This window comes from Cupriavidus sp. CP313 (assembly GCF_054072015.1).
Genome location: NZ_JBSVZB010000014.1, coordinates 138967 through 162475, shown reverse-complemented (window position 1 = coordinate 162475; position 23509 = coordinate 138967). Strand labels below are relative to the sequence as shown.

The 23509-nt window shown below is 63.0% G+C and carries 22 protein-coding genes and 1 pseudogene; 13 read left to right on the top strand and 10 right to left on the bottom strand.

All coding sequences use genetic code 11. The annotated features are described in order from the left end of the window. Positions 1-284: 284 nt before the first annotated feature. The 3 genes from ACW4E8_RS20045 to ACW4E8_RS20035 form a co-directional block, all read right to left on the bottom strand. Positions 285-374, bottom strand: coding sequence for a hypothetical protein (locus ACW4E8_RS20045; RefSeq protein WP_456806157.1), 90 nt, complete (start codon positions 372-374; stop codon positions 285-287). Between the two features lie 149 nt (positions 375-523). After that, positions 524-679 (bottom strand): hypothetical protein, encoded by a 156-nt coding sequence (locus ACW4E8_RS20040; RefSeq protein WP_456806120.1) that lies wholly within the window; start codon positions 677-679, stop codon positions 524-526. Between the two features lie 108 nt (positions 680-787). After that, the gene (locus ACW4E8_RS20035; protein WP_456806119.1) at positions 788-1759 is read right to left on the bottom strand and encodes a Bug family tripartite tricarboxylate transporter substrate binding protein; all 972 of its coding nucleotides are present in this window, start codon (positions 1757-1759) and stop codon (positions 788-790) included. 125 nt (positions 1760-1884) lie between these two features. Here ACW4E8_RS20035 and ACW4E8_RS20030 point away from each other — a divergent pair. From ACW4E8_RS20030 to ACW4E8_RS20015, 4 genes and pseudogenes are all read left to right on the top strand, one after another. Continuing rightward, positions 1885-2530: pseudogene (locus ACW4E8_RS20030) on the top strand (NAD(P)-dependent oxidoreductase); the annotation flags it as partial. 156 nt (positions 2531-2686) lie between these two features. Then, positions 2687-3337 carry a response regulator gene (locus ACW4E8_RS20025; RefSeq protein ID WP_456806118.1) on the top strand — a complete coding sequence of 217 codons (651 nt, stop codon included), beginning with the start codon at positions 2687-2689 and terminating at the stop codon, positions 3335-3337. Further along, positions 3337-6330 (top strand): ATP-binding protein, encoded by a 2994-nt coding sequence (locus ACW4E8_RS20020; protein WP_456806117.1) that lies wholly within the window; start codon positions 3337-3339, stop codon positions 6328-6330. Before ACW4E8_RS20025 ends, ACW4E8_RS20020 begins: the two co-directional genes overlap by 1 nt. Positions 6331-6586: 256 nt before the next feature. Next, positions 6587-7081, top strand: coding sequence for a glycine zipper family protein (locus ACW4E8_RS20015; RefSeq protein WP_456806116.1), 495 nt, complete (start codon positions 6587-6589; stop codon positions 7079-7081). A gap of 68 nt (positions 7082-7149) precedes the next feature. Here ACW4E8_RS20015 and ACW4E8_RS20010 read toward each other — a convergent pair whose 3' ends face one another. After that, complete coding sequence (locus ACW4E8_RS20010; protein ID WP_456806115.1) at positions 7150-7626, bottom strand: hypothetical protein; 477 nt, start codon at positions 7624-7626, stop codon at positions 7150-7152. Positions 7627-7895: 269 nt separating this feature from the next. Here ACW4E8_RS20010 and ACW4E8_RS20005 point away from each other — a divergent pair, with 269 nt between their 5' ends. From ACW4E8_RS20005 to ACW4E8_RS19990, 4 genes are read left to right on the top strand one after another with little or no spacing between them, the layout of a single operon-like run. After that, positions 7896-8321, top strand: a complete 426-nt coding sequence (locus ACW4E8_RS20005) for a hypothetical protein (protein WP_456806114.1) — start codon at positions 7896-7898, stop codon at positions 8319-8321. Positions 8322-8366: 45 nt separating this feature from the next. Next, positions 8367-8846: a DUF3302 domain-containing protein gene (locus tag ACW4E8_RS20000; RefSeq protein WP_456806113.1), complete on the top strand. Its 480-nt coding sequence runs from the start codon at positions 8367-8369 to the stop codon at positions 8844-8846. Next, positions 8847-10025, top strand: coding sequence for an HlyD family secretion protein (locus tag ACW4E8_RS19995; protein ID WP_456806112.1), 1179 nt, complete (start codon positions 8847-8849; stop codon positions 10023-10025). Between the two features lie 10 nt (positions 10026-10035). After that, entirely contained in the window at positions 10036-11433 is a 1398-nt protein-coding gene (locus tag ACW4E8_RS19990) for an efflux transporter outer membrane subunit (protein ID WP_456806111.1), read from the top strand. Positions 11434-11550: 117 nt separating this feature from the next. On the opposite strand, the gene ACW4E8_RS19985 is transcribed toward ACW4E8_RS19990, so the two are convergent. The 3 genes from ACW4E8_RS19985 to ACW4E8_RS19975 form a co-directional block, all read right to left on the bottom strand. Further along, positions 11551-11967 carry a carboxymuconolactone decarboxylase family protein gene (locus tag ACW4E8_RS19985; protein ID WP_456806110.1) on the bottom strand — a complete coding sequence of 139 codons (417 nt, stop codon included), beginning with the start codon at positions 11965-11967 and terminating at the stop codon, positions 11551-11553. A 5-nt stretch (positions 11968-11972) separates the two neighbouring features. Beyond that, positions 11973-12971 (bottom strand): Bug family tripartite tricarboxylate transporter substrate binding protein, encoded by a 999-nt coding sequence (locus ACW4E8_RS19980; protein ID WP_456806109.1) that lies wholly within the window; start codon positions 12969-12971, stop codon positions 11973-11975. Positions 12972-13182: 211 nt separating this feature from the next. Continuing rightward, positions 13183-14241, bottom strand: a complete 1059-nt coding sequence (locus tag ACW4E8_RS19975) for a 3-keto-5-aminohexanoate cleavage protein (protein WP_456806156.1) — start codon at positions 14239-14241, stop codon at positions 13183-13185. A 202-nt stretch (positions 14242-14443) separates the two neighbouring features. Between ACW4E8_RS19975 and ACW4E8_RS19970 the strand changes: the two genes are divergently transcribed. Then, positions 14444-15466, top strand: a complete 1023-nt coding sequence (locus ACW4E8_RS19970) for an AraC family transcriptional regulator (RefSeq protein WP_456806108.1) — start codon at positions 14444-14446, stop codon at positions 15464-15466. 96 nt (positions 15467-15562) lie between these two features. Here the strand turns inward: ACW4E8_RS19970 and ACW4E8_RS19965 are convergent, their stop codons facing one another. Beyond that, complete coding sequence (locus tag ACW4E8_RS19965) at positions 15563-15949, bottom strand: DNA-binding response regulator (protein ID WP_456806107.1); 387 nt, start codon at positions 15947-15949, stop codon at positions 15563-15565. A gap of 462 nt (positions 15950-16411) precedes the next feature. On the opposite strand from ACW4E8_RS19965, the gene ACW4E8_RS19960 reads away from it, so the two are divergent. Further along, positions 16412-16819: a PPC domain-containing DNA-binding protein gene (locus ACW4E8_RS19960; protein ID WP_456806106.1), complete on the top strand. Its 408-nt coding sequence runs from the start codon at positions 16412-16414 to the stop codon at positions 16817-16819. Positions 16820-16900: 81 nt separating this feature from the next. Here ACW4E8_RS19960 and ACW4E8_RS19955 read toward each other — a convergent pair whose 3' ends face one another. Together ACW4E8_RS19955 and ACW4E8_RS19950 are read right to left on the bottom strand one after the other, a co-directional pair. After that, positions 16901-17419 (bottom strand): DUF1697 domain-containing protein, encoded by a 519-nt coding sequence (locus ACW4E8_RS19955; RefSeq protein WP_456806105.1) that lies wholly within the window; start codon positions 17417-17419, stop codon positions 16901-16903. 800 nt (positions 17420-18219) lie between these two features. Beyond that, positions 18220-19332 carry a transcriptional regulator gene (locus ACW4E8_RS19950; RefSeq protein ID WP_456806104.1) on the bottom strand — a complete coding sequence of 371 codons (1113 nt, stop codon included), beginning with the start codon at positions 19330-19332 and terminating at the stop codon, positions 18220-18222. Between the two features lie 139 nt (positions 19333-19471). Here ACW4E8_RS19950 and ACW4E8_RS19945 point away from each other — a divergent pair, with 139 nt between their 5' ends. The 3 genes from ACW4E8_RS19945 to ACW4E8_RS19935 all read left to right on the top strand — a co-directional run bounded on the left by ACW4E8_RS19945 (position 19472) and on the right by ACW4E8_RS19935 (position 23499). Then, positions 19472-20509, top strand: a complete 1038-nt coding sequence (locus tag ACW4E8_RS19945) for a Bug family tripartite tricarboxylate transporter substrate binding protein (protein ID WP_456806103.1) — start codon at positions 19472-19474, stop codon at positions 20507-20509. Positions 20510-20547: 38 nt separating this feature from the next. After that, positions 20548-22701, top strand: a complete 2154-nt coding sequence (locus ACW4E8_RS19940; RefSeq protein ID WP_456806102.1) for an acetate--CoA ligase family protein — start codon at positions 20548-20550, stop codon at positions 22699-22701. Positions 22702-22770: 69 nt separating this feature from the next. Further along, a complete protein-coding gene (locus ACW4E8_RS19935; RefSeq protein ID WP_456806101.1) occupies positions 22771-23499 on the top strand; it encodes an IclR family transcriptional regulator in 729 nt (242 codons plus the stop codon). Positions 23500-23509: the final 10 nt, after the last annotated feature.

Genomic DNA, 23509 nt, shown 5'->3' with positions numbered 1-23509 from the left:
TGGACCGGATGCATCGAACCAATGTCTCCGCAACTGTCGTACCGGTGAGCTGGTCACGGCGGCCGAGCGAAGCAATTTTGCCACGTGGACGCCTTACCGGTTCGCGTGTCTGCCTTGCGCCACATTTCTTCCATCAGGCACGCCACGGAACCCGATTCACAACGATTCCAGTGAGAACACGACCACCATGCCACCCAGAATCGAAATGTTCTTCTATGGGAAGTGATTGAGTTGATTCTGGAAGTTTGCAGCGTCCGCGCTCCAGAAGCCATGAAAGATTAGCGTCACGGGCACGAGGAACACCGCCAGGGCCAACGCCCCCATCGGGATTGCCAACCGGTGATCAGAGTGAGGCCACCGCCAATTTCAATCATTATCGTCAGCACGAGCAGCAGGTTGGCCAGTGGCAGTCCGGCGCCGGTGCTGTCGGACATGAAGACGGAGGGGCGCTGCCGAGTCGCCTTTCGGCCGCGCGTGAGCACAGACAGCCTTTACGCCCTGCGCACGGCCTCTTCCGGTGGCTTCAGCAGTCCAGGCCGAGTTCCTGAAGTATTTCGTCGGAGTGCTCGCCCAGCCGCGGGGCGATTCGTCCCGCCTGGAGTGGCGATGCCGACCAGCGGGCGGTTGGGCGCAGGCCGCGATACCAGTTGCCGTCGGCATCCTGGTAGCTGCCTGGCACGAATTCACCGAAGCAGCCCGAAATCCGTCAACTGCTTACTGAGCCGTTGTCCCGCGTGCCACTGCCTTGACCCGCTCTCAGCAGGTTGACATTGCCACGGCTTTCGCTTCAGTCCAGGCGGATGCCTGATGCAGCGATCAGCTCCGTCCAGTACTTCAGGTCGTCGCGATAGGTGGCAGCAAATGCGGCCGTCGTGCTTCCGGTCAGCTCCAGCCCGGTTTCCCGCACCCGTGCGCGCGCGCTGTCGGTCATCACGCGGTTCACATCGGCTTCGATCTTCCTGACGATTTCGGCCGGGATTCCCGCCGGTGCGAACAACCCCATCCAGCCGCGCCGCTCCAGGCCGGCGACACCCGCCTCCTGGAAGGTCGGGACCTCAGGCAGGAACGCAGTCCGCCGCGTTCCGGTCACCGCGATGGCACGCAGCTTGCCGGCGTGCTGGCGCGCATTGCCGGGGGAGATGATGCCCGCTGGCACTTGTCCGCCGAGCAGGTCATTGAGCAACGGTGCCTCGCCCTTGTATGGCACATGGACCAGGGAAGCACGCGTGTTCCGGGCAAAGCTCTCCATCAGCAGGTGCCCCGTGCCACCCACCGCATAGGTGCCATAGGGAAACGGATTGCCCTGCGCAGCGATATACGCAAGCAAGCCTTTGATGTCCCGTATGCCGACGCTGGCCTGCACCACCAGCACCAGCGTACTGGTTGCCAGTTCCGCCACCGGCACGAAGTCGCGCGAGGCATCGTATGGGGCCTTGCCGAACAGTGCCGGCGCCTGCACGAGATTGGTCAGCGTGCACAGCAGCGTATAACCGTCCGGCGCCGACTTGGCCACGATGTCCGCGCCGAGCATGCCGCCCGCGCCCGGGCGATTGTCTACCAGCACCGGCCGGCCCCAGGCCTTGCCCAGGCCGTCGGCGATGATACGGATCACGACATCCCCGGAGCCGCCCGCAGAGAAGGGATAGACGATACGGACAGGTCGCGCCGGATAGCCGGCCGCCGACTGCCCCAGGGCCCCACGCATGCCCAAGCCAGGCAGCATTGCGCCACTGGCCAGTGCGAGCGCTGCCCGCTTCATGAAAGCGCGCCGTTGATGCCGCATCTTTGTCCGCCTTGTAGTGTGAGTGTTCGATGAAGAAGGCTGTCACGCCACCGTCAGCGCGCAGGTACGAGTGCCACTAGACTAGTCCACTGAATCACTGAAATTGGTCGGTGCCTCGTGCCTACAACCGTACCCGGGACTTCAACTTTTCCCTTGACGGGTTTGATGGGATTCGACTTCTACGGCAAGACTGTCGCCGTAGTCGGCACCGGAAAAATCGGGCGCGTGTTCGCCCGGATCATGCTTGGCTTCGGGTGCGATGTCATTGGCTACGACGCATATCCCTCGCCCGAGTTTGAGGCCCTGGGCGCCCGCTACGCGCGGGAGGGCGAAATTGGTGCCAGCGCGGACATTATTTCACTGCACTGTCCGCTGACCCCGCAGACGCACCACATCATCAATGCCGACACGCTGGCCCGCGCGAAGCGGGGGGGGTTGTTGGTGAACACCAGCCGTGGCGGGCTGGTCGATACCGAGGCCGCGATTGATGCGCTGAAGAGCCGGCAATTGGGCGGCCTCGCCATCGATGTGTACGAGCAGGAAGCGGACCTGTTTTTTCGCGATCTCTCCAGCACCATTGTCACCGACGACGTGCTCCAGCGCCTGGTCTCCTTTCCAAACGTCATCGTGACCGGACATCAGGCCTTTTTCACGCGTGAAGCCATGACGACTATTTGCCAGACGACCGTGCGCAGCATGACGGAATTCGAGTCAGGCCAGGCGATGACCAATGAAATCAAGGCATAACATCCAGCGTGGGACGATCAGCCAAATATATGTCCCGTTTTGTCAAATGAAGGCGAGAGCCCTTTGGTAGAATCCAGCGCCCTATGTAGCCAGTTCCGCCGGCTGGTCACGCCGCCCCGATCCACCCAAGCGTGCTGCCGGTCTGAGTTAACGCGCATGCCGCCACCTATCATCTCCGTCGTGATCGCCGACGATCACCCGGTAATTCAGCTCGCAGTCAAGGCTACCTTGAGCGAGATTCCGAATGTCCGGATTTCCGCAATATGCTCGTCAGGAAAAGAGCTCTTTGCGGCGCTACAAACGCAACAACCTGACCTTATCGTCACCGATTTCACGATGGAGCGTTCCCAGGTCAATGATGACGGTCTTCGACTGATCCACCGTCTCAGGCAGTCGCGTCCACATACACCGATCGTGGTTTTCACGATGTTGACCAATGGTGGACTGCTCACGCGCATCAAGGAGATGGGCGTTGAGGCCATCGTCGGGAAGAACGAGGAGCCGGGCATCCTGAGGCAAATCTGTGTCGATGCAATAACAGGTACTGGCCAGCGCCTGTCACCGGGCATAGCGGCCAGGATGTCAAGTGCGGGGGCGTTGGTCAACGGCACCGCAAGCCCGCTGTCCCCGCGGGAGATCGAAGTTGTGCGGATGTTCGCGACTGGCAGCACTCTCACGGAAATCGCGGGATATCTCCATCGATCGCTCGCTACCATTGCGACGCAGAAGCGCTCGGCAATGCGCAAGCTGAATATCACCAGTAATGCGGATCTTGTCACGTACGCACGCGACAACGGTCTTACCTGATGCAGGACGAACGCGAGCGCTCGCAGCAATCGCCACTACACACCGAACACTCGGTTAAGCGGAATCTGCAGCGGGAGCGCCGTGTGTTCTCGATGGTGATCCTGCTGCTGGGGCTGGTCGCCATCGCGATCGCTTCGGCAGCCATGCTTGCCCGCCTGAATGGATCCCTGCGTGCCCAGGAGCAGGTCGCGCGCCTGTACGAGCAAGGCGTCGTCGATGCGGTGCTCGAACGCCGCAGCACCCTGACGGCGACGAACTTGATCCTTGAGTTGCGCGGCAATGGCAAAGTCCCCGTGGCGTACCGCGGGCATGCCGGCAGTCTATGCACGCAGGTGTCTCCGTCTGCGCCTCCCGATCCGGTGTTGGAGCAGAGTTGCGACCAGGCTGTCCGGACGCTGACTGCCGCAAGCCAGAAGCCTTCGATCGAGATGATCTCGATTGCGAACGGGGCGACGTATCGGTATGAAGCGCCTGACGCATCGGGATCCGGCGTGGGTGCGACCCTTCCGCCGCTGTCGTCATCAAGCATCACTACGATGATTCTTGAACGGTTCCAGAGCCGCGACATGGATCTCTTGCAGGCAGCGCGGGAGAAGCGTGTCGTATGGCTGGGCATCCCGGCGAATGCGGCCGGAGGGAGTCCGGAGATGGTTGGCGCATCGCTGGTCGCGAAAGGCGACGCACTCTACGCCATCGTGTTGACGCGGATCCCGCTGCAAGACTTGCTTCGGCCAGCCTGGCCGAACTTGTCGATCCCGGAGCCAATTGTCGTCGATCGCCTAGGCACGCCACTGGTTGCTTCAGGTGCAGGGGCCAACGCACGGCGCCTGGACGCCAGGCTGGAGGGACTTCCGGAGGGGCTGTTTCACTGGGTCCAGGACTATGGATGGGCCCTGCGACGTCCGCCGCTCGTTGCGGATTTCGGCCACCTGGTCTTCGCACTGCCGCTAGGGCAGCAGTTCCGGGAAATGCGGGAGGAACTGCTTGTTACCGGCCTGATGACGGCCGCGCTTCTCGCCTTGCTGTTTGCGATGTATCGATACTGGAACTATCGCTTCCTGACCGGCACATATGCCGAAGCGGCACGCGCACAGCAGCTATTGCACGAAGCGAGACTCGCCAGCGAGGCTGCGGCCAAGGCCAAGGTGGCGTTCTTTGCGTCGATGAGCCACGAGATACGGACGCCGCTTTCCTCGCTGCTGGGGAACATGGAGCTCGTGGCCCTCGGTACGCTGGAGCCGGAGCAGCGGGCGCGGGTAAGCGCCATGCAGGTGTCGGCCGAGGGGTTGCTGCAGATCGTCAATGACGTGCTCGATTTTTCGAAGCTCGACGTGGGAGCGATGCGCCTGGCGGAGGAGCCCGTCGTCGTCACGGAACTCCTGGGTCGCATTGCAATCTCGCACGCGCCGCTTGCGGCGCGGCGTGGGCTGAGCTTCTTCGCGGTATATGGCAAGGAGATTCCGGCGCGGCTCAATCTTGACCCGGTGCGCCTGACCCAGATCATCAACAACCTGCTTGGCAACGCGTTCAAATTCACCGAGGCGGGGAAGATTGTCCTGCGCGCGCAATGGGTGGATGCAAACCTTGAGATCGTCATCACCGATACCGGCGTTGGCATACCGGAGGCGTACAAGGAACGGCTCTTCCAGCCATTCTCCCAGGTCGGCAACAATCGTCTCGCGCAGGCCGGCGGGACCGGGCTTGGACTGTCAATCTGCATGCGGTTGGTGGAGCGGATGAACGGACGTATCACGCTGGACAGCGTACTAGGCGTTGGCACGCGCGTCACGGTTCGCCTGCCGCTCAGCCCGCCGGGTGGGCATCAGACCCCGGCGCAATGGCGCTTGGCGCCGCACCGCGCGCTGGTCCTGTCCCGTGAGCCAGAGTGCCTAGAAGGAATGCTGAACCATTTCGACTGGGGATCATGCCAGCCATCTTTTCGGTCCAGCATCGACGAGCGCATTGACGGGGACAGATTCGACTGCCTGCTCGTGACCGAGTCCTTGGATCCGGCCCAAGTCATAGCGTGGTGGCGGAACCCCGCCACGATCGTATGGCTCAAGCAACTGGGCCCGCTCGTCCCGACCATACGGCCGGATGGCAGCCGGGAGGTGTCTGCCTACAGCCTGGCCGGTATCCATGCCGCTGCACAGGCGGTCCTCAATAAAGCTCCGGAGACTAAGCATGTCGACGAAGACCGTGTCGTGGTTGCCATACACGATCAGTCTGCAGCTCCGTTCGCGGGCCTTTCCGTGTTGGTCGCGGAAGACAATCTGCTGAACAGGAAACTGCTGCGCGACCAGCTTCACCTGCTAGGTGCGCGCGTTATCGAAGCAGGCAACGGCAACGAGGCCTTGGCAGTGTTGTCGGAGCAGGGCGTGCATGCAGTGCTGACGGATGTGGACATGCCCGTAATGAATGGATTCGACCTGCTTCGTGAAATCAGGCGGTGCGGGCCGGAGATACCCGTCTATGCCGTAAGCGCAAGCGCAAGACCGAAGGATGTTACCGAGGGGCTGGCAAGCGGGTTTACCGGCTATCTCACGAAACCGGTGTCGCTGGCGACGCTGGCTTCGATGCTCAATGCTGTTGCCGCCCCGGCCGACCTGCCACACACGGATGATGTAGCGGCGGCAGTGCAGCTAACCGATGACGATTTCCCTGAACTGCCGTCGGTCGCCGAAGAATACGCCGAAGCGTTCCTGGCGCAGACCATGGTTGACCTGAACGAATTCGAGGCGATCCGGGCAGCGCGGGACATCCGCCACCTGGAACGGCTGCTGCATCGTATCGCGGGGACTCTCGGGGTCGTCGGGCGCTCAGGACTGTCGGAACTCTGTGCTGACCTGCACGGCCACGTGGCCGAAGCCAAACGCTGGGACGATGAGATCGAACTGCAGTCCGCCTTCATCAGGCAAGGCCTGAAGAGCGTATGCGAGCGCGGGCGTGATGAGACCGGGGTCGCCTGCGGTTCCCGTCCGCTGGCTTTCTAACTTCTATGATTGTGAACACTCCTGCGCGCGGTCAGCATTGAGGGGACGGCTGGACGCCTGCTTAAGGCACCACCCGTCTTGAGTACTGCCCTCTTGCGAGGCCCTTAGTTTGCCCGCCTGTACGGCGGGCATTTTTCTTCTGTGCCCCGGCCGGGCGCATCGGCTAGCGCTGATTGCCGCCACACCGAGGCGCGAATCCCTGCCACCGGGGACAGATGGCGCAATGCCCCGGAATGGCACCTCCTCAGGAGAGTTCATGAGCAATCGTAGAAGTCTTGCTCTTGCCGCGTGCACGGCATTGGTTCTGATCTCGGGTGCGGCCAATACGGCGCAGGCTCAAGCCTTGTTGCTGAAGCCCGTTGCCTATCCGCTGAGAGGACAGTCGGCCTACCAGCAGGCCAACGACGATGGGGCCTGCTATGGCTGGGCCCGGCGGGAGACCGGCGTCGATCCGGCCCGAATAGCGAGCACGCCAGCGCCGGTCATCCTGCCCGGCGGCGAGAGGATACGGGGCGCAGCGGGCGGGGCGGCTGCCGGGGCAGTGGTGGGTGCGATTGGCGGTGACGCGGGCAGGGGGGCTGCTGCGGGCGCGGCGGTCGGCACGGTCGCTGGTGGCGCCGCCCATCGCCAGCACCGCCGGCAGGCTGCAGCCATCAGCGTACAGGCGCAGGCCAGCAACGACTGGGCCATGACGTCGTACTGGCAAGCCTGGCGTGCCTGCATGGCGGGCCGTGGCTATTCAGTGCAGTAAGGACCCCGGAAGGTGGAGCGGGCTGGCGTCAGCCGGTCCACCCCGGGAAGCAACACGTCGGAGGCGTCCTAGAGTACGGCGCAGGCTTCTGCGCTGGCGGTAACGGCAAGATCTACCCGCGCATCATTGCGCAAGACCACGCAGAGGAAGTTGCCGATGGGTTTGCCAGCGTGAGGATCTTCCCGCCACAGGTGTGGCAGGGGTGCCGTCGAGGCATGCAGCTCGCCCCGTTCGGACGCGGCATCGGATTCCGTGCCGGCTATGGCATCGCTCCAGGTTATCGCGAAGGGCGCGTCCGGCTTGGTGCCAAGGAAGCAGAAAGACGGCGCCGACAGCGAGTGCCGCGGCGCGGGTCCGGTCTCGCAAGGGCCGGCGCGTAATGCCAGCACGTCATGATCGGTCTGATTGACGGTGACGATCTTTGTCCACGGCCAGGGCTCCTGGAACGGACTCCACGTCTCAGAGGTAGGGATTGCACATCCGGAGATGGCGCTTGCTGTGGCAATGGCAATGACACAGGCAGAAATCGAGGAAACAGCATTCATTGGATAGTCAATTCAGGTGAACCTGATATTCACCTGGGAGGGCATACGACGGCGCACAGGGTAAGCCGGCCTCGCCGTGGCGGCTATCAAAGGAATTCGAAATACCGGGCGACGCTTGGGGCGCATCGATTCGACGCGCCCTCACTTTCTAATTTCTTTGATAGCCCTGCCCGCGCCACCGGCATAAGGTGTGCACATTCACGGAGATGTGACTGGCCGCGCCGGTTTGCGTCGACGGTATCTGATCCACTTCGAAGGAAACTACAGGAATGATCAAGCACTGCCTTTCGGCTGTCTCGATAGCGGGCGCCGGCGCGCGCGGTCGTGGGGTGCCCAACCTTGTCATGGCCCTGCTGATTGCCGGCGCCGCGCCATCGTACGCGCAGATCCTGCCCGCTCACGGGCAGCGAGACACCGCCGCGCGGCCGGAAGCCTGCTCCGGTACCGGCGCCGGCCTGCAATCCGCGGCCTGCCGTGCCGCCAGCAATCCCGGCCAGAGCAAGTACAACCTCCTGTACGCGGACGATGTGCCAGCCGGCAACAGCGAAAGGTCAACCGGGCCGGTTTCAGCCAGCCCGTGCCGGAGCTGCCCGACGGATGCGCAATCCGGCCAGCAAGCCGGGCGCATGCCGGACAGCACCGCCAGGAACAGCCGCAGCGAATCAACGGGTACTACGCCGACCAGCACACTGTAGTTCTCAACGCAACCGAGTACCTGGCAAGTCAAACACCGGGCCCTGGTGCCCGATCTCTCTATTTCCCCGATGAAACTGCATCAATATCTGCTGGCGGGCCTTGGCCTGCTGGCAATGCATGAACCAGCGTTCGCCTCCTTCCTCAGCGGAAAGGCCCTGGAGAGCGCCGCCAATGCCATCTCCTGGGTGGTGATGATATTCGTGCCGCTTGCAGCCATCTACCTGTTCTGGATGCTGCATATCTGGCCGGATAAGGTCGCCCACCGGAAGCAGCATCCGCAAAGGGAAGCCATCCATGCGCTATGCCTGCTTTCGCTGTTCTTCGGCGGACTGCTGTGGCCGATGGCCTGGCTCTGGGCACACACCAAGCCGGTGTTCTACCGGGCGGCCTATGGCACCGACAAACTGCCGGAAGACGAAGCGGCGCGAGGCGCGGGACATGCGCCCATCGGCCGGCCCGGGAACGTCGCGTCCCTGCGGGCGCCGGCACGCAGCGCTACGTCCGGCGCAGGGGAGCAGAGCTGAATGGATGCGCTGCTGCTTGCTATCTACGCGCTGGCCGTCTGGCTGATCTTCTTCAAGTTCAAATGGCTGCCATGGAACACGACGTCCATGGTCATCGTGGTCACGATTCCGGTGGTTGCCCTGACGCTGCTGGTCCTGACGCTGAACGTGGTGGCACCTTCGTCCCATGATGTCAGGGTGGTCGGCAAGGTGCTCCAGGTGGTGCCGCAGGTGAGGGGGCGCATTGTCGAACTTCCGGCCGAGGGTAACCGGCGCTACAAGAAAGGTGATGTCCTGCTGCGCATCGACCCGACGCCGTATCAGGCCTCGGTCAAGCAACTCGAGGGCAGGTTGATGGCGGACGATGCCGGGTTGGCTGAAGCGCAGGCAGCGGCGCGCCAACTCAGCGAATCCGTGCGCGGTGCGGCCGGCAAGATTGCCACGGTGCAAGCCAAGCTATCGCTCGCCCGCCAGCGCCTCAAGGAACATGAGGCCCTGCTTGCAGCGGGGGCCGGTTCGAAGTTCGACCGGGAAGATGCCCTGGCCCGGCAGCACGAGTTGGAAGGCGAACTGGTCAGTGCGCAAGCTGTCGAGGACGAGGCGAGGCAGAAGCTGTCGGCCAGGAGCCAGGGGGAATTCGCCGCCATCGCCACGGCGCGCGCCAAGCGCGCGGAAACCGAAGTCATGCTCGAGAACGCCCGATGGGAACTTGGCCAAACCGAGTACCGGGCGCCCGCCGACGGCAAGGTCGTGAACCTGCAGGTGCGCGTGGGCACGATGCTGGTCCCGTTTCCGTTCTCGCCGGCATTCAGCTTCGTTGAGGATGAGCAGGAGGTGGTCGCCTTCTACAAGCAGAACGAGCTTTACAACGTCAAGGCGGGTGACGTCGCCGAGATCTACCTGCCGACGCATCCGGGTGAAATCATCAAGGCAAAGGTGGACTCGATCGTCTGGGCGCAATCACAAGGCCAGTTCGCGCAGGGTGGAATGATCCCGAACACTGGTGCCACGGAAGCCGTGCCGAACCGGTTCGCGGTCAAGCTGGACTTGCGCGACGAATCGAAGGGCCAGATGCTTCCGGTCGGGGCTGTCGGCGCGGGTGCCATCTATACCACGCATATGAAGATGTTCCATATCGTTCGGATGGTCTTCCTGCGCGTCAGTTCCAAGCTGAACTATCTGGTATTCAAGCTCCATTAAAGGCAAGCCTGTGTCGTCATCTCTCAACAAGACCATTCCGGTACTGCTGGCGCTGCCGCTCGCCATGCTCTTCGGCTGCGCCTTGCAGGCGCAGCCGGATAGCGCCAGCCTTCGAGACCAGGCCGTCCCGGCGCTTGAAGGGCAGCGCAGCTGGGCAAACACGGCCGAAGCAGGCGAGCCCGCGGACGACTGGCTTGCAAGCTTCGACGATGCCGAGCTGCAGCGACTGGCCCGGGAAGCGATCGCGCACAACGGCGATCTCAGGCTCGCAGCGGTGCGCGTCGAGCAGGCGCAGGCGCTCGCTACCATCCAAAGCAGCGGCCTGTTACCGAGCGCGGGCGTGAAGGGCAGGGCCGGCCATTCGGAAACCCAGTTCCTCTCGATTGGTGCGAGCTGGGAGATCGATCTCTGGGGCCGCATCCGCGCACAATCGCGCGCGGCAAAATCCCAGTATGCCGCTACCGTGGACGATTATCTCTGGGCGCAGCGCGTCGTCGCAGCAGCCACTGCCAAAGCATGGTTCACACTGATCCGGTCCGCAAAGCTGGAGGACCGGCAGCGGCAAGCCGTTGTCGTACAGGAGCAGCTGGTGCAGATCACCGAGCGGCGGGTTGCCATCGGTGCGGCGCCGGATACTGAACCGGTGGAAGCGAAAAATGCGCTGCGCACGCAGGTGGATGCGCTCCGGAAGGCTGAACTGGCCAGGAGCCAGGCCGCGCAAGCCCTGGAGCTGCTGCTGGGCCGCTACCCTGCCGGGGAAATCGGGGATAGTGTGGCGAAGCTGGAACTGCCGGCGATGCCCGCAGCCCCGCAGGCAGGCCTGCCTGCAAGCCTGCTCGATCGCCGCCCGGACTTGACGGCCGCGGCACACCGCGTCGCCGTGGCCTTCGACCTGAGGCAGTCCGCCGAGGCCGCACGGCTGCCAAGCATTTCAATCAGCGCGGCCATTACCGGAATCCGTAGCGACGTGCTGCTGCTCAACCAGTCCGGCACTCCGATCAAGGGACTGAATGGCGCGATCTTCGCGCCGCTGTTCACGGGAGGAGAGCTCAAGGCCAGGGCGGACTACTACAGCGCCGAGCAGAAGGCCGCCATGATTGCCTATGGCAATAGTGCCCTGCAGGCACTGGGCGAAGTCGATGCGGGGTTGCGTGCTGAATCGAATTTTGCAGATCGCACCAGGCAACTGCAGGATCGGGTGAACGAGAGCCAGGTATTGGTACTGCGCGAGGAGGCACGCGTGAGCATTGGTGCTTCCGACCCGCGCGGCGTCCTGAAGGCTCGGCAGACACTGCTGGCTGCCGAGATGGATCTGATCAACGTGCGGGGCGATCATCTCAACCAGCGTATTGCGCTATTGTTGGCGCTAGGGGGAGACTGGAGCAGGAAAGCCAGGGAAAGCGCTTGACAACACTCCCACTCTGGCACATCCATGCCGTTTCGCGATGGGGGCCCCGCCCCTTCCTGTGATGCGTCCCACCATGCTTGCCGAGTTCCGCGCCATTGACGGGGGGGCGGGGCGCGTTCATTCCATCTTCTTGCTTTGAGAATGCGCGTCAAAGCGCGCGACTTCTTCGAGCAGCATTGGCGCACCCATGCTGTTCGCGTGCAAGCCTAGAACGCTAACGCCTTGAAGGACAGCGGCGATCTCTTCCTTGGTGGCGCCGAGCTCGAGCGCGCGGCGGATATGGCGCCGCGTACCAGGACCGTACATGTGCGTGCAGGATACATCGACGGCTATGGAGATGAACTCCCAGACCTTTGGCTCTATCAGCCCCTTGGTCATCGGATGCATGGCCATGTCGAGGAATTTCTCGGTCCAGATGGGGTCGAGCTCCGTGAAGCTGTTCCACTCCGGATTCCAATAGCCGCTCGCGCGCAAGCTGTCGCTGATGGGCGTGGCTGGCAGGGTGCTTGTACCGGTGTACTTGTCGTCGTGCATGGCGGTCAGTTCAAGGAGGGCTTGTAGTTGATGGCACGTAGTGCCTGACCTGTCCGCTCGTTCTCCCGCTTGAGCGTCTTCTCCAGATCGGCAGTCGTCTGCGTGGGACTCCCTGCGTTCATTCCAAGTGCCGCAAGCTGGCTCTTCACCGAAGGGGATGAGACGGCCTTGAGTAGCTCCCGCTGCAGCTTGCTGCGGATGGCAGCCGGCACGTCGGGCGTGGACCAGACGCTGGTACCCATGATCTGGCTGAGATTTGGGTAGCCCGCTTCCGCCATTGTCGGCACATCGGGCAGGAACGGCGAACGCTCGGCCGATGTCACCGCCAGCGCCCGGACCTTGCCGGGTTTCACGAGCGCAAGCGCGGTGCCCATGCCGTCAAACATGAACTGAATCTGGCCGCCCATCAGATCGGTGAGCGCAGGGGGTGAGCCTTTGTAGCCGACGTGCTCCATGTCCAGCGCGGCCGCCTTGTTGAACTGCATGCCTTTGATGTGAGAAAGCGTACCCGGGCTGTAGGACGCGTAGGAGACCTTTCCCGGATGTGCCTTCACGTAGGCCACCATCTCGCTGACATTGGTGACCGGCAGACGAGGGTCGGCGACCAGCACCAGCGGCACGCTGGCCACTTCAGCGACCGGTACCACATCCTTGAACGGATCGAAGCGGAATTTGTAGCTGTACGGGTTCTCCGTCACTAGCGAGTTGGGAGACAGCACGAATGTGTAGCCATCGCGTGGCGCGGCGAGCATTGCCTCCGTGGCAATGATGCCGCCCGCGCCGGGCTTGTTTTCAACCACCACGGATTGTCTGAGGTTCTGGCGCATGCTCTCCGCAATCGTACGTGCGATCATGTCGGTTGCGCCTCCCGCCGGAGCTGGAACGAGGATGCGAATGGGGCGATTGGGCCAATCCCCTTCCGCCAGCGCGCTGGAGAGGGGCAGGGCGGACAACAGCGTTGCAAGGCAGGTACGGCGTGCAAGTCGGATGATGTTCGAGGTCATTTGGCCCTTTGCGTATGTGTTGTTACGGCGTCGTATGCGGTGGCTGTGCGAATGACAGGTGTGTCTGGCATGAGCAGGGGCGCTCAGACTTGCTCCTCATGACTGACGTCAGCAGGAGCGAACAAGACAAAGCAGATCGATCCAGTTGTCGCGATCCAGGCTGGAGTGCACACATCAACTGGACCGACTTCTCGTCTGTGCCGTAGTCGACTCAGGCTGCGCGGCGCAGCGGCACGTTCTTGACACCAGGCTTGCGGTTCGGGGTCATGCCGTTGGCGGCCAGGGTTTCATCGACATCGTTGTACCAGGTGCCAATACGGTAGATTTCCCGCGCTTCCTTGCCATCGGCGATCTCGCGGCCCAACTCCTTGGCGATTCGCACGAGCTGCTGAACCTGCTGCACCGAGGTGAAGCGCTTGCCATGCTGATCGATGAGGGTGTCCTCAATGCCGCAGCGCACATGCATACCCATCGCCAACGCCATCGTGTTCCACGGAAGTACGTTCTTGAACAACGACTCGGCGGTAACGGTGCAGCCATCCGGTGCACGTTGGATGAAGTCGAGCAGGTTGTACGGATGCGGTCCATGGTGGCCGCCACCGATGCCGATGCAGGTCAGGTTCAGCGGGCCCTTGTAGACCCCCTTGCGCACCATGCGGTCCAGCGTTTCGAGCGCGTGCATGCCAACCAACTGAAAGTGCGGCTGGATGCCGGCATTCTGCAGGCGGCGCAAGTGTTCTTCCGCCCAGGTCGGGCCTGCCGGAACGATCATTTCACGGTAGGCATCGTACGTAGCCGGATTGGCGAGGGACGTGCCTTCGTAGAATTCGGGATAGATCAACTCCATGATGTTCATCTGGATGGTGTTGAGCGCTACCGTCACCTGGTCCGGTTTCGGGTCCAGTTCGGCCAGTGCGTGTCGGGTGTCGTCCGACAGCCACTTGGCAGCCTGGCCATCGTCTTCCGGTGCAAACGAAATCGAGCCGCCGACCTGAATGATCATGTCCGGCACCGCCTTGCGCACGCCGGCGATCAGTTCGTTGAACATGGACAGACGCTTGGAGCCCTTGCCATCCGGTTCGCGCACATGCAGGTGCAGCACGCTGGCGCCGGCCTCATAGCAATCGACGGCCTTCTGGATTTGCGCTTCCATGGTCACAGGGATGTCTTCGGGGAAATCTTCCGGCATCCACTCCGGACCGTAGGGGGCCACCGTGATCACGACCTTGTCCATGTTCTCCGGGTGTAGCGAATCATCCAGAAATTGCATTTCGTTCTCCTTGATAGGGGGTTTAGCTATCGGCGCCGCAACGAATTGTTGAGGTCGAACCGGGATTAGTCTAGTAATCCCGGGGCGGTCGCTTTCTCTCATTTCATGACATTCATGTCTCATTTCATGACAGAATATTTGGAATACCCGGGTTTCCCCTGAACGAACGGATCCGGGTGACTCCCCGGGTAAAGGAGAAACGATGGGCACATTGATTCGCACTGGCGTGCTAAGGAACTACTTCAAGGTTGCGCAGCAATTGGGCCTGGAACCGCAGCCGTTGCTACGGAAATTGCGGTTGAGCAGCGAGATGCTTGCGGACCCGGACCACTGGATTTCCGGGAGTGGTGCCGTTACCTTGCTGGAAGAGTCAGCGCGGATCACGCAATGTCCGACATTCGGGCTGCGTATGGCGGACCTGTGGCAACTGTCTGATCTCGGTGTCGTCAGCGTTTTGCTCACGCATCAAAGGACCCTGCGCGACGCTGTTGGAACGTTGATTCAGTTTCGGCACCTGATGAATGAGTTCCTGGTCATCCGGATCGAGGAGGTCGGCAAGAAGGTTTTCGTCCGGGAGGACGTCGTCGCGGATGACGCCGGCCCATCCATACAGTCAGTTGAGCTGGCACTGGGCACACTGTCACGCATGTGTAGCACGCTTCTGGGCACCTCCTGGTGCCCTCTTAGCGTCAATTTCACCCATGACGCCCCACCTGATCTGCGGCTGCACCGCCGTATCTTCGGGGGGAAGCTGGAGTTCGCAAGCTCGTTCAACGGTCTGGTTTGCCGAGCTGCCGACCTGGAGATTCCCAACCCTATTGCCGACCCCGTCATGGCACGCCATGCCCAACGCTTGCTTGAAGGGTTGCCGGGGGCTAACGAGCCGTCAGTTGTGCTCGAGGTGCGCAAGGCGATCTATCTGATGCTTCCGATAGGGCGCGCCACCATCGAGCAAGTTGCTCAAGGCGTGGGAATGAACGTGCGCACGCTGCAGCGCCAGCTCGAAAGCACCGGAGAGGTCTTCTCCGACATGGTCAATAGCGTACGGCGCGACCTTGTCATCCACTATATGGACAACGGAAGCCTCTCGCTGGGCCGCATTGCCGAGTCGCTCGGATACTCCTCTTATGGCTCGTTCGTCCGTTGGTTCACGGCGCAGTTCGGGATGACGCCGACGCGGTGGCGCAACACTAAACCAGCAGACAGGGGAAGGTGCGACAAATAGCCGTTGTTGGAGACAGCGTGCCAAAGCGGGGGCAACGACGAAGTTAGCCGCGGTCTCCGGAGGAGAACCCCGGTAGTCCTTGGCCGCGTGAAGCGCTTACGCTAGCACGTGGAACGGGCGTTGGAAGGCTACGGACCCGGCGTCTTGCTCGGGCGGGGCTTCCGCAGAGGGCGGAAGGTCCAGCAGCGCGCGCACGTCCCGTTCGACCGTTGCGAGCGAAGCGGACCTGGACAGGGAGCGGGCAAACCGGCTGTCGAGGCCTGGCGGCAGACGCAGCCACATATTGCCCGAGACCAGCAGCAGGCGCCTTGGCTTCAGCACCAGGCTGGCCAGGCGCAGCAGGTGCCAGCCGTCGGCAAGATCCGGCGGCATGCCGAACACGAGCAATGCCGGAGCCGGCAGGCGCGCATTGCGTGCCGCCAGGGCGTCCGTTTCCACGAGTTCCACCCGGCCAATGCCCGGCATTTCGCCGAGCAGGCGCATGACCCCGTGCCGGTACACCGGCAGTCGTCGATCACCACGGTATGTGCCTCGCGGCTGCGTCCCAGGACTTGCTCCCAGGCGGCCGCTCCACGGTTCGTCCAGCTCATCCTTATCTCCTCCGGTTTGCCGGCGTTGGCTGCGTGGCCAGCGCCTTGCACCAGAACCAGCAAGGGCAATGCCAGCTCTGGCAAGGCAGCCTCGTGCCATCGCACGCAAGCGCGGGAGCCAGGCCCGCTGCGGGTTTCCGGGAGGTTGACGCGGCCTTTGCGGACGGCCGGCAGCCGCGGGGAGGTGTTACGTGTAACGTAACGTGTTCCTGGGCCTAGCCCGGCCGGAAGTCGGAGGCTGTCGAAACCATGGTGCCGTGCAGAGCAAGACGCTAATGAGCGAAAGCTGGTGCTCAATTGCGATCGATCTCAATTCGCCTTAACCTGTCAAGGAGCCCCAACCTGGAACCGCGCGATGCAAGCACATCCCTTACGCCTCTCTCCCGGCGACGATCTGCGTGTCGCACTCGAAGACGTGCTGAGTCAGCTCAAGTTGCACGCGGCCTTCGTCATCCAGGGCATCGGGAGCCTCAGCGTTGCCCAATTGCGATTTGCCGGGGCCGAAGACCCTACCGAACTGCGTGACAACCTGGAAATCCTGACCCTCGCCGGATCCCTGTCATCGGATGGAGCGCACCTGCACATGTCGGTTGCGGACTCGCGCGGTCGAGTGTTCGGTGGTCACGTGGCACGCGGTTGCACGGTCCGTACCACTGCGGAGGTATTGCTGGCGCTGCTTCCCGAACATCGTTTCGCCCGGGAGTACGACCAGAGCACAGGATTCATGGAACTGGTGGTACGGACTAAACCGCCCCTGGAGTAGCAGCGTGGACGAAAGAGGTCTTTCGACTGCGGATTCAGCCAGTCGGTGCGAGTGTTCGGCCGATCACCTTACGCATGAAGCCTACGCCCTGGCACACTTGATGACTGTATCCAGCGTGCGAGTGGTGATGTCCTTCCCGAACGAGCGTTCGAGCAGGCGCATGAACACCGGGCCTTTCTTCGGGTCGGGCACGTAGGCGCTGAAGACCTCCGTGGCATTGGCCTTGACGATGCTTGCGCCGTCGCGCTCTATGGGGAGCTTCACGTCTGGCGGCACCGGGCTGCGGAGAAAGGTGACAACCCGCTTGGCCGAAGGCGCAAGGCCGAACTCGGCGAAAGGGTCCGAGTCGATGATGTCCTGGAGATAGCGGGCCGGCCGGACGAAGGTGTCGAAGCTGTGGCCCAGTTCAGACTGCATCGCCTTCTCGGCGCGCCGTTCCAGGCTGGCCAGTGACGACGATCGCGCGTCGAACATGACATTGCCGCTGGAGAGCAAGGTTTTCACTTCGGAGAAGCCGGCCGCCTCGAAGCAGCGCTTGAGTTCGGGCATCCGGGCGTTCATCGGGCTGACGCCGCGAAGAAAGGCAACGTATCGGGACATGGCTATCTCGTGATTGCTGGCGAACCGCCACACAGCTCGCGGTCAACGGTAAACAGGCTGGTCAATGATAGACGAGTGCCGGCTAGCGGTTCAGCCCACCCACGTGTCGGCGCATGAAACCTGCGTTGTTTGCCGGATGCTCCCACCGCGGCGATCAACTCACGCGCGGCGCGGGAACTCGCATTGGCGAAAACATAGAACCGCACATCAGGCAGAGCCTGGATCTGTCCCTTTTCCCCCTGGCCAACAAAGAGCCATTGGTTGTCGCGATGGTGCGTGCACTTATCGGTGGTCGCTGGCGGAAGAGTTGTTGCCTAGCCTAGTCAATGGTGCTGAACACACCTCTCACAGCGGCTCAGCCACGCTCGACAGTCCGTGGTTTGCGTCCATAGCTTTCGTTAAGGCCGGGTAGCGCGCAGTCATACAAGACCCGTAAGGGGAAAACTGCGGGCCGTCTGTGAGCGGTGTTCAAGTACCTGGCCGCCCTATGAACAGGGGCGAATTAACACTCACAGGAATTGGCTATGGCGGGCGTCAGCCCGCGCGCCCGGGCGCCAAAAGCGGCCGACAAGCGTTTGCAGAATTATGTTCCGCCAACGAGAGGTTTGCCTCCAGACGAAAATTCTTGCGCCAACTCACCCTCTTCAAGAGGGGGTGTGTTGCGCCCCTTCGTCCGGAAAGCCGCGTCAATACTGGGATTCTGAACCAGCGATCCGCTGGGATACCATTCTTTGCAGGATTCTGCTTCCGCATGACATCCGTGCATCCGCAATAAAGTCGAACGTCCTTCTGCAACAAAGTCATGTAAGCGCGGCAGCCGTCCACTCGAACCGCAGCGCTGAAGTGCCTTCGCTCTGGACTGCGAATATCGCGTGAGGAAGATTCTGCCGCGGCGCATGATCGCCATCAAACCATGACTTCGGGCGATTCCGCGGATGTCGATCCGGCTCTTCCGGCAGCATCGGAAAGTCAGCCATCGTCAGCCACTGGCTGATGAACCTCCCCATTGCATTCAGCAGGACGTCCGATGCCAGGCCGGCGGCCCCCGCCACCGCAGGGCAAACCACCAGGTGCGTGCCCTGGTCCTGATAGACGCGGAGCATCCGCGTCTGATCGGCCGGCTTCAGAACATGCTCGGTGCATGGCAGGCCGCGCATGCCGAAGGCGTGCAGATAGTCAGCCTCGTGGCGCTCGCCCAGGCAGACCACCACCTTGGGGCGGTGGCATTTGCGCAAGGTCTCAATGAAGCGGAAGCGCCCGCCGTCGCGGCACAGTGCCAGGTAGTTGTCCTTGCGTTTGAGTTCAGGCTGCATGCCATACAGCTGCTTCCAGGGCGGTCCCCGGTCCGGGCGCATCGGCAGCGGGAACAAGCTCAGTTTGAATTCCCATCCGCGCGCACGGTAGAGATACTCGGCAAGATAGCGCTGCCAGTCGCCTTGATCGTGCTGGCCCGACAGCACCATTTCCCTGGCTGCAGACATGATGCGAGCAATGCGCTGGTGTGTCTGCCACCTTGCCATGTCTCGTGCATGAACGGCACGAAAGTTGGCGTCCCAGGCTTGCGGCACATGCGCTGGGGCCAGCGGCGCCGCTAGCGGCGAACCCGCCGTGGCGGGTGCAGGATCGCATATCCAGACCGCTGCGGCCGGGTTTCCCCCGTCCATGCCCACATAAGAAGAAAAATAGGCATCGAGCTGATCCCGGGTAAAGACGTTTCCTTTCATTTCCTGCTGCATCCCGCGCAAGGATGCTGTGACAACGGCCTGCTGCGGTGCCCGCCGATTGCTGAGGATGGGCCGGGGCCTGGCTGTAGCCGAACGAAGTCGGCCGCGGAATTTTCCCACGCAAGCGCTTGCCGAAGCCATGACAGCGGTGAAGAGAAATCGTTGAGTAAATTGCAACACTACGGACATTCGCGCCGCCTCAATCCGCAATGCCTGCCAAATAACCGACACGTCCCGAGCCCTATCGCATACGTGATATTTGCCGGCACAGGTTTCATCACGACCACCGCGTATGGCAAATTGGACAGCACTCGCCGAGTACCGCGCGATGCCTGCCAGTGAGGCATATCGAAAATGGAAGGCCGTTTGGGGGAGCTGGATGTCAACTGTTCGCTATGGGCGCAGGCTTGCGTTGTTGCTTGCCGTCATTGCCATGACCGTATCCGCACCGGGTTGGGCGCAGGGCACAGGCTGGCCGGCTCGCCCGATCCGGCTGCTGGTGCCGTTTCCGCCTGGTGGTGCCGCCGACATGATGGCGCGCTATCTCGGCAACGGGCTGGCAAAGCGCCTGAACCAGGCCGTGGTGGTGGAGAACGTGCCGGGCATGGGGGGCGTGCTGTCATTGCGGCGTCTCGCGCATGCGCCGGCAGACGGCTATACGATCGGGCTTGCCCACGTCGGAGTGCTGGCCATCAGCCCCCATCTCTACGCGAGTGTTGGCTACGATCCGCTCAAGGACTTCACACCGGTCGCACAGATCAGTGAGTACGAGAATGTCCTGGTGGTCAACAGCAAGTCCCCTTATCGCTCCCTTGGCGACTTGCTGGCCGCCGCGCGCGCGCAGCCTGGCGTGGTCAGCTATGGCTCGGCGGGGAACGGGTCGTCCAATCATCTCACCGGGGCCATGCTGTCTAGCATGGGCGGGCTGAGCTTCAACCACATCCCCTACAAGGGCAGTGCTGCTGCGATGCTCGGTGTGATGTCGGGCAATGTGGATTTCATGTTCGATGTCATGAACACTTCGCGCGAGCCCATCCGCACGGGCAAGCTCAAGGCACTGGCCATGACCGGGAAGAAACGGTCGCCGGAATACCCGGACGTGCCCACGGTGGCGGAGACGATTCCCGGCTTTGCTTTTGAGGGGTGGAGCGCCATTGTTGCTCCGGCGGGTACGCCGCGAGACATCGTGCAGCGTGTCAGCACTGCCCTGCAGGCGATCATCCAATCCCCGGACGGGGGCGAGCGGCTGCGGGCGCAGGGCGCAACGCCCAGGTACGGTAGTCCGGACATCGTGGATGCGCTGATTCGCCGCGACCTGCAGAAGTTCGGCGAGGTCGTCAAACAAAGCAACGCCCGGATCGATTGACCGGCCGCGCCCCGATCCTGTTCACTGACGGAAGAGACATGCACAAGCCTGAGGAAGATGGCAAGCCAAGCGAAACACTGAGCGCGCTCTTCGAGCCTGAGTCGGTTGCTATCATCGGGGCTTCCGACGATAGCACCCGGATTGGCGGGCGCCCGCTGCGCTACCTGCTGGACGCCGGCTTCGCAGGGGGCATTTATCCAGTCAACCCCAACCGGGAGCAGGTCCAGGGCATACCAGCCTATCCGGATATCCGCGCGGTTCCCGTGCAAGTGGACCTGGCCATCATCGCATTGCCAGCCGACCAGGTGCTGTCGGTACTGCCTTCCTGTGCCGAGCAGGGCGTCAAGGCGGCCATCATCTTCTCGGCGGGATTCGCGGAAACGGATGAGGCCGGCGCGTCCCTTCAGGCCGACATGCTCGCGATGGCGTGGCGCCTGGGATTGCGTGTCCTGGGACCTAACTGCCTTGGGGCATTCAATGCGCATACCGGGTTCATGGGCACCTTCACCCAGGCGCTGAAGCATGGCTTCCTGGCACCCGGCGGCGTCGCGATCGCCAGCCAGAGCGGCGCGTGCGGCGGGCATCTGGCCTACCTCTGCAGGCAGCGCGGGATCGGCGTGGGCTACTGGATCACCACCGGCAACGAGGCGGATATTGGCTTGCCTGAGTGCATTACGTGGCTCGCGCAACACCCGACCGTACGGGTGATCGTGGCTTATGCCGAGGCCATTCGCGATGGCGAGAGCTTCGTCAAGGCATTGAAGCTGGCGCGCTCGCATGGCAAGGCCGTCGTCGTGTTGAAGGTCGGGCGCTCGGCTGCAGGGGCGCGCGCGGCAGCGTCGCATACCGGGGCCCTGGCGGGGGAGGACGCGGTCTACGATGCAGTGTTCAGGCAGTATGGCGTCTATCGTGCAGGCAGCGTCGAGGAACTCCTGGATATCGCCTATGTCTGCGCACACGGCGTCTATCCGGCGGATCGCAGCCTGGGCATTGTGACCGTCTCAGGCGGGGTCGGCGTGCAGATGGCCGATGCCGCGGCCGAGTACGGCTTGGAAACGCCGCTGCTTCCGCCCGACGCCCAGGCCAGCATCAAGGCGATGATCCCGTTTGCGGGCGTGACCAACCCGATCGACGTGACGGCGCAGGCCGCCAACGACAAGAGCCTGCTAGGTCGATGCCTGGAAGTGGTGATGACCGAGGGCAGCTTCGGTGCGGTTGTGCTCTTTGTCACCAGCGCGCCGGCCGATCCCGACTTCGCGCAGCGGCTGCTGGTCGTGCTCGGTGAGATGCGCCAGCGCCATCCAGGGCGTCTGGTCGTGCTGTCCTTTGTCGCACCGCAGGCAGTGGTGAGGGCGTTCGAGGCAGCGGGCTACCTGGTGTTCGAGGATTCGAACCGGGCGGTGCGCGCGATCGGCGCGTTGGCCGCTTTCGCACGCAGCTTCCGGCGCGGAGCCACCAGCCCTGTCGATGCCCCGGCATCCGCCGACAGGACATACGCGCTGTCGCGGGGCGACATCGAAGGGTTGAACGAGCAAGGCGCCAAGGCGCTGCTGGCAGCGGCCGGCATTCCCGTACTGGACGAGGTGCTTGCCGCTAGTGCCGAAGCCGCCGGAGAGGCCGCCGCGCGCATCGGCTGCCCGGTTGCCTTGAAGGTGGTGTCGCCGGACATCACGCACAAGACCGAGGTGGGCGGCGTCGTCCTGGATATTCCCACACCGGAACTGGCCGTGGCAGCCGCGCGCGACATGCTGGCGCGGGTGCGCGGCCAACTGCCCGCGGCGCGGGTGGACGGCGTGCTGGTTTCGCCGATGCGGCGGGGCGGCATAGAGACCCTCTGCGGCGTGTTCCGTGATCCGGTGTTCGGGCCGGTACTCATGTTTGGCCTGGGCGGCGTGCACGTGGAAGTGCTGAAGGATGTCGCGATGCGCCTGGTGCCGCTGGATCGGGATGAGGCGCGTTCGATGGTGCAGGAACTCCGTGGCAAGGCCATCTTCAACGGGGTACGTGGTGCCCCGCCGGCCGATGTGGAAGCCCTGGTTGGCGTTCTGGTGTGCTTGTCCGCCTTCGCTGACAGCCAGCGCGATGTCGTCGGCGAGGTGGATATCAACCCGCTGCTATTGATGCCGCAAGGGCAAGGCGCGATCGCGCTGGATGCGCTGGTGCTGCCGGTTTCCGCGCCGGACTCAAGGTAGGCGGCCAGATCCTGTATGCTCCCCAGACAGGATTTGCGCCAGACAGGAGGCAGGCAGATGGAGCGCGGCATGGTGAAGTCGGCGACCCGGGTCTTTGATTTGCTCGAGCTCTTTGAAAAGGAGCGCCGGCCGCTGCGGGCCGTGGAAATCGTCGCCATGCTGCGCCTGCCGCAATCGAGCGTATCCATGCTGCTGCAGACGCTGGTCGCGCGCGGCTATATGGAATTCGACGCAGAAACGCGCGAGTACTGTCCGTCGGTCCGCGTTTCTTTCCTCAACGAATGGGCCACGCGCAGGCAGGGCCCGGGCAATACCGTGCGCGATGCCATGCGGCGCCTGTCTGGCGAGACCGGCGAGACCGTGCTGCTGGGGCGGCGCAGCGGCATCATGCTGCAATACCTTTCCGTGGTCGAGTCGCAATATGCGCTGCGGCTGGCGGTGTCTTCCGGCACGCTGCGGCCGATGCACCGGGCGGCGATCGGCATCATGCTGCTGAGCAAGATGGATGATGACGACATCGGCCGGCTGCTGCGCCGCTACAACGCCGAGCACGCAAAGGACGGGGCGCCGCCGGCCAAGCCTGCCGAAGTCATGCGCGCCGTCGAGTCGGCGCGCGAGCGGGGTTACTATGAATCGGCCAGTCTTGCGACGGCAGGGGCCGGCGTGATCGCCACACTGCTGGCGACCCCGATTCGCGGCCAATGGATGGGCATCGGCGTCGGCGGGCCGGTGGCCCGCCTGCATGAGCGTCGCAAGAAGCTGGTGACGGCGGTGCTGGCGGTCGGCAAGGACCACTGAGTCCCTGCTG

Excerpts from the sequence above, each read along its gene's own strand:
- ACW4E8_RS19965 (WP_456806107.1), bottom strand. The coding sequence starts at position 15,949 with ATGCGCCTGCTCGGCGAAATGCCGGGCATTGGCCGGGTGGAACTCGTG.
- ACW4E8_RS19975 (WP_456806156.1), bottom strand. The coding sequence starts at position 14,241 with ATGCAATTTCTGGATGATTCGCTACACCCGGAGAACATGGACAAGGTC.
- ACW4E8_RS19995 (WP_456806112.1), top strand. The coding sequence starts at position 8,847 with ATGGATGCGCTGCTGCTTGCTATCTACGCGCTGGCCGTCTGGCTGATC.
- ACW4E8_RS20035 (WP_456806119.1), bottom strand. The coding sequence starts at position 1,759 with ATGAAGCGGGCAGCGCTCGCACTGGCCAGTGGCGCAATGCTGCCTGGC.
- ACW4E8_RS19945 (WP_456806103.1), top strand. The coding sequence starts at position 19,472 with ATGCCTGCCAGTGAGGCATATCGAAAATGGAAGGCCGTTTGGGGGAGC.
- ACW4E8_RS20015 (WP_456806116.1), top strand. The coding sequence starts at position 6,587 with ATGAGCAATCGTAGAAGTCTTGCTCTTGCCGCGTGCACGGCATTGGTT.
- ACW4E8_RS20010 (WP_456806115.1), bottom strand. The coding sequence starts at position 7,626 with ATGAATGCTGTTTCCTCGATTTCTGCCTGTGTCATTGCCATTGCCACA.
- ACW4E8_RS19940 (WP_456806102.1), top strand. The coding sequence starts at position 20,548 with ATGCACAAGCCTGAGGAAGATGGCAAGCCAAGCGAAACACTGAGCGCG.
- ACW4E8_RS19960 (WP_456806106.1), top strand. The coding sequence starts at position 16,412 with ATGCAAGCACATCCCTTACGCCTCTCTCCCGGCGACGATCTGCGTGTC.
- ACW4E8_RS19955 (WP_456806105.1), bottom strand. The coding sequence starts at position 17,419 with ATGTCCCGATACGTTGCCTTTCTTCGCGGCGTCAGCCCGATGAACGCC.
- ACW4E8_RS19980 (WP_456806109.1), bottom strand. The coding sequence starts at position 12,971 with ATGACCTCGAACATCATCCGACTTGCACGCCGTACCTGCCTTGCAACG.
- ACW4E8_RS20025 (WP_456806118.1), top strand. The coding sequence starts at position 2,687 with ATGCCGCCACCTATCATCTCCGTCGTGATCGCCGACGATCACCCGGTA.
- ACW4E8_RS20020 (WP_456806117.1), top strand. The coding sequence starts at position 3,337 with ATGCAGGACGAACGCGAGCGCTCGCAGCAATCGCCACTACACACCGAA.
- ACW4E8_RS19935 (WP_456806101.1), top strand. The coding sequence starts at position 22,771 with ATGGTGAAGTCGGCGACCCGGGTCTTTGATTTGCTCGAGCTCTTTGAA.
- ACW4E8_RS20045 (WP_456806157.1), bottom strand. The coding sequence starts at position 374 with ATGATTGAAATTGGCGGTGGCCTCACTCTGATCACCGGTTGGCAATCC.
- ACW4E8_RS19970 (WP_456806108.1), top strand. The coding sequence starts at position 14,444 with ATGGGCACATTGATTCGCACTGGCGTGCTAAGGAACTACTTCAAGGTT.
- ACW4E8_RS19985 (WP_456806110.1), bottom strand. The coding sequence starts at position 11,967 with ATGCACGACGACAAGTACACCGGTACAAGCACCCTGCCAGCCACGCCC.
- ACW4E8_RS20005 (WP_456806114.1), top strand. The coding sequence starts at position 7,896 with ATGATCAAGCACTGCCTTTCGGCTGTCTCGATAGCGGGCGCCGGCGCG.
- ACW4E8_RS19950 (WP_456806104.1), bottom strand. The coding sequence starts at position 19,332 with ATGTCCGTAGTGTTGCAATTTACTCAACGATTTCTCTTCACCGCTGTC.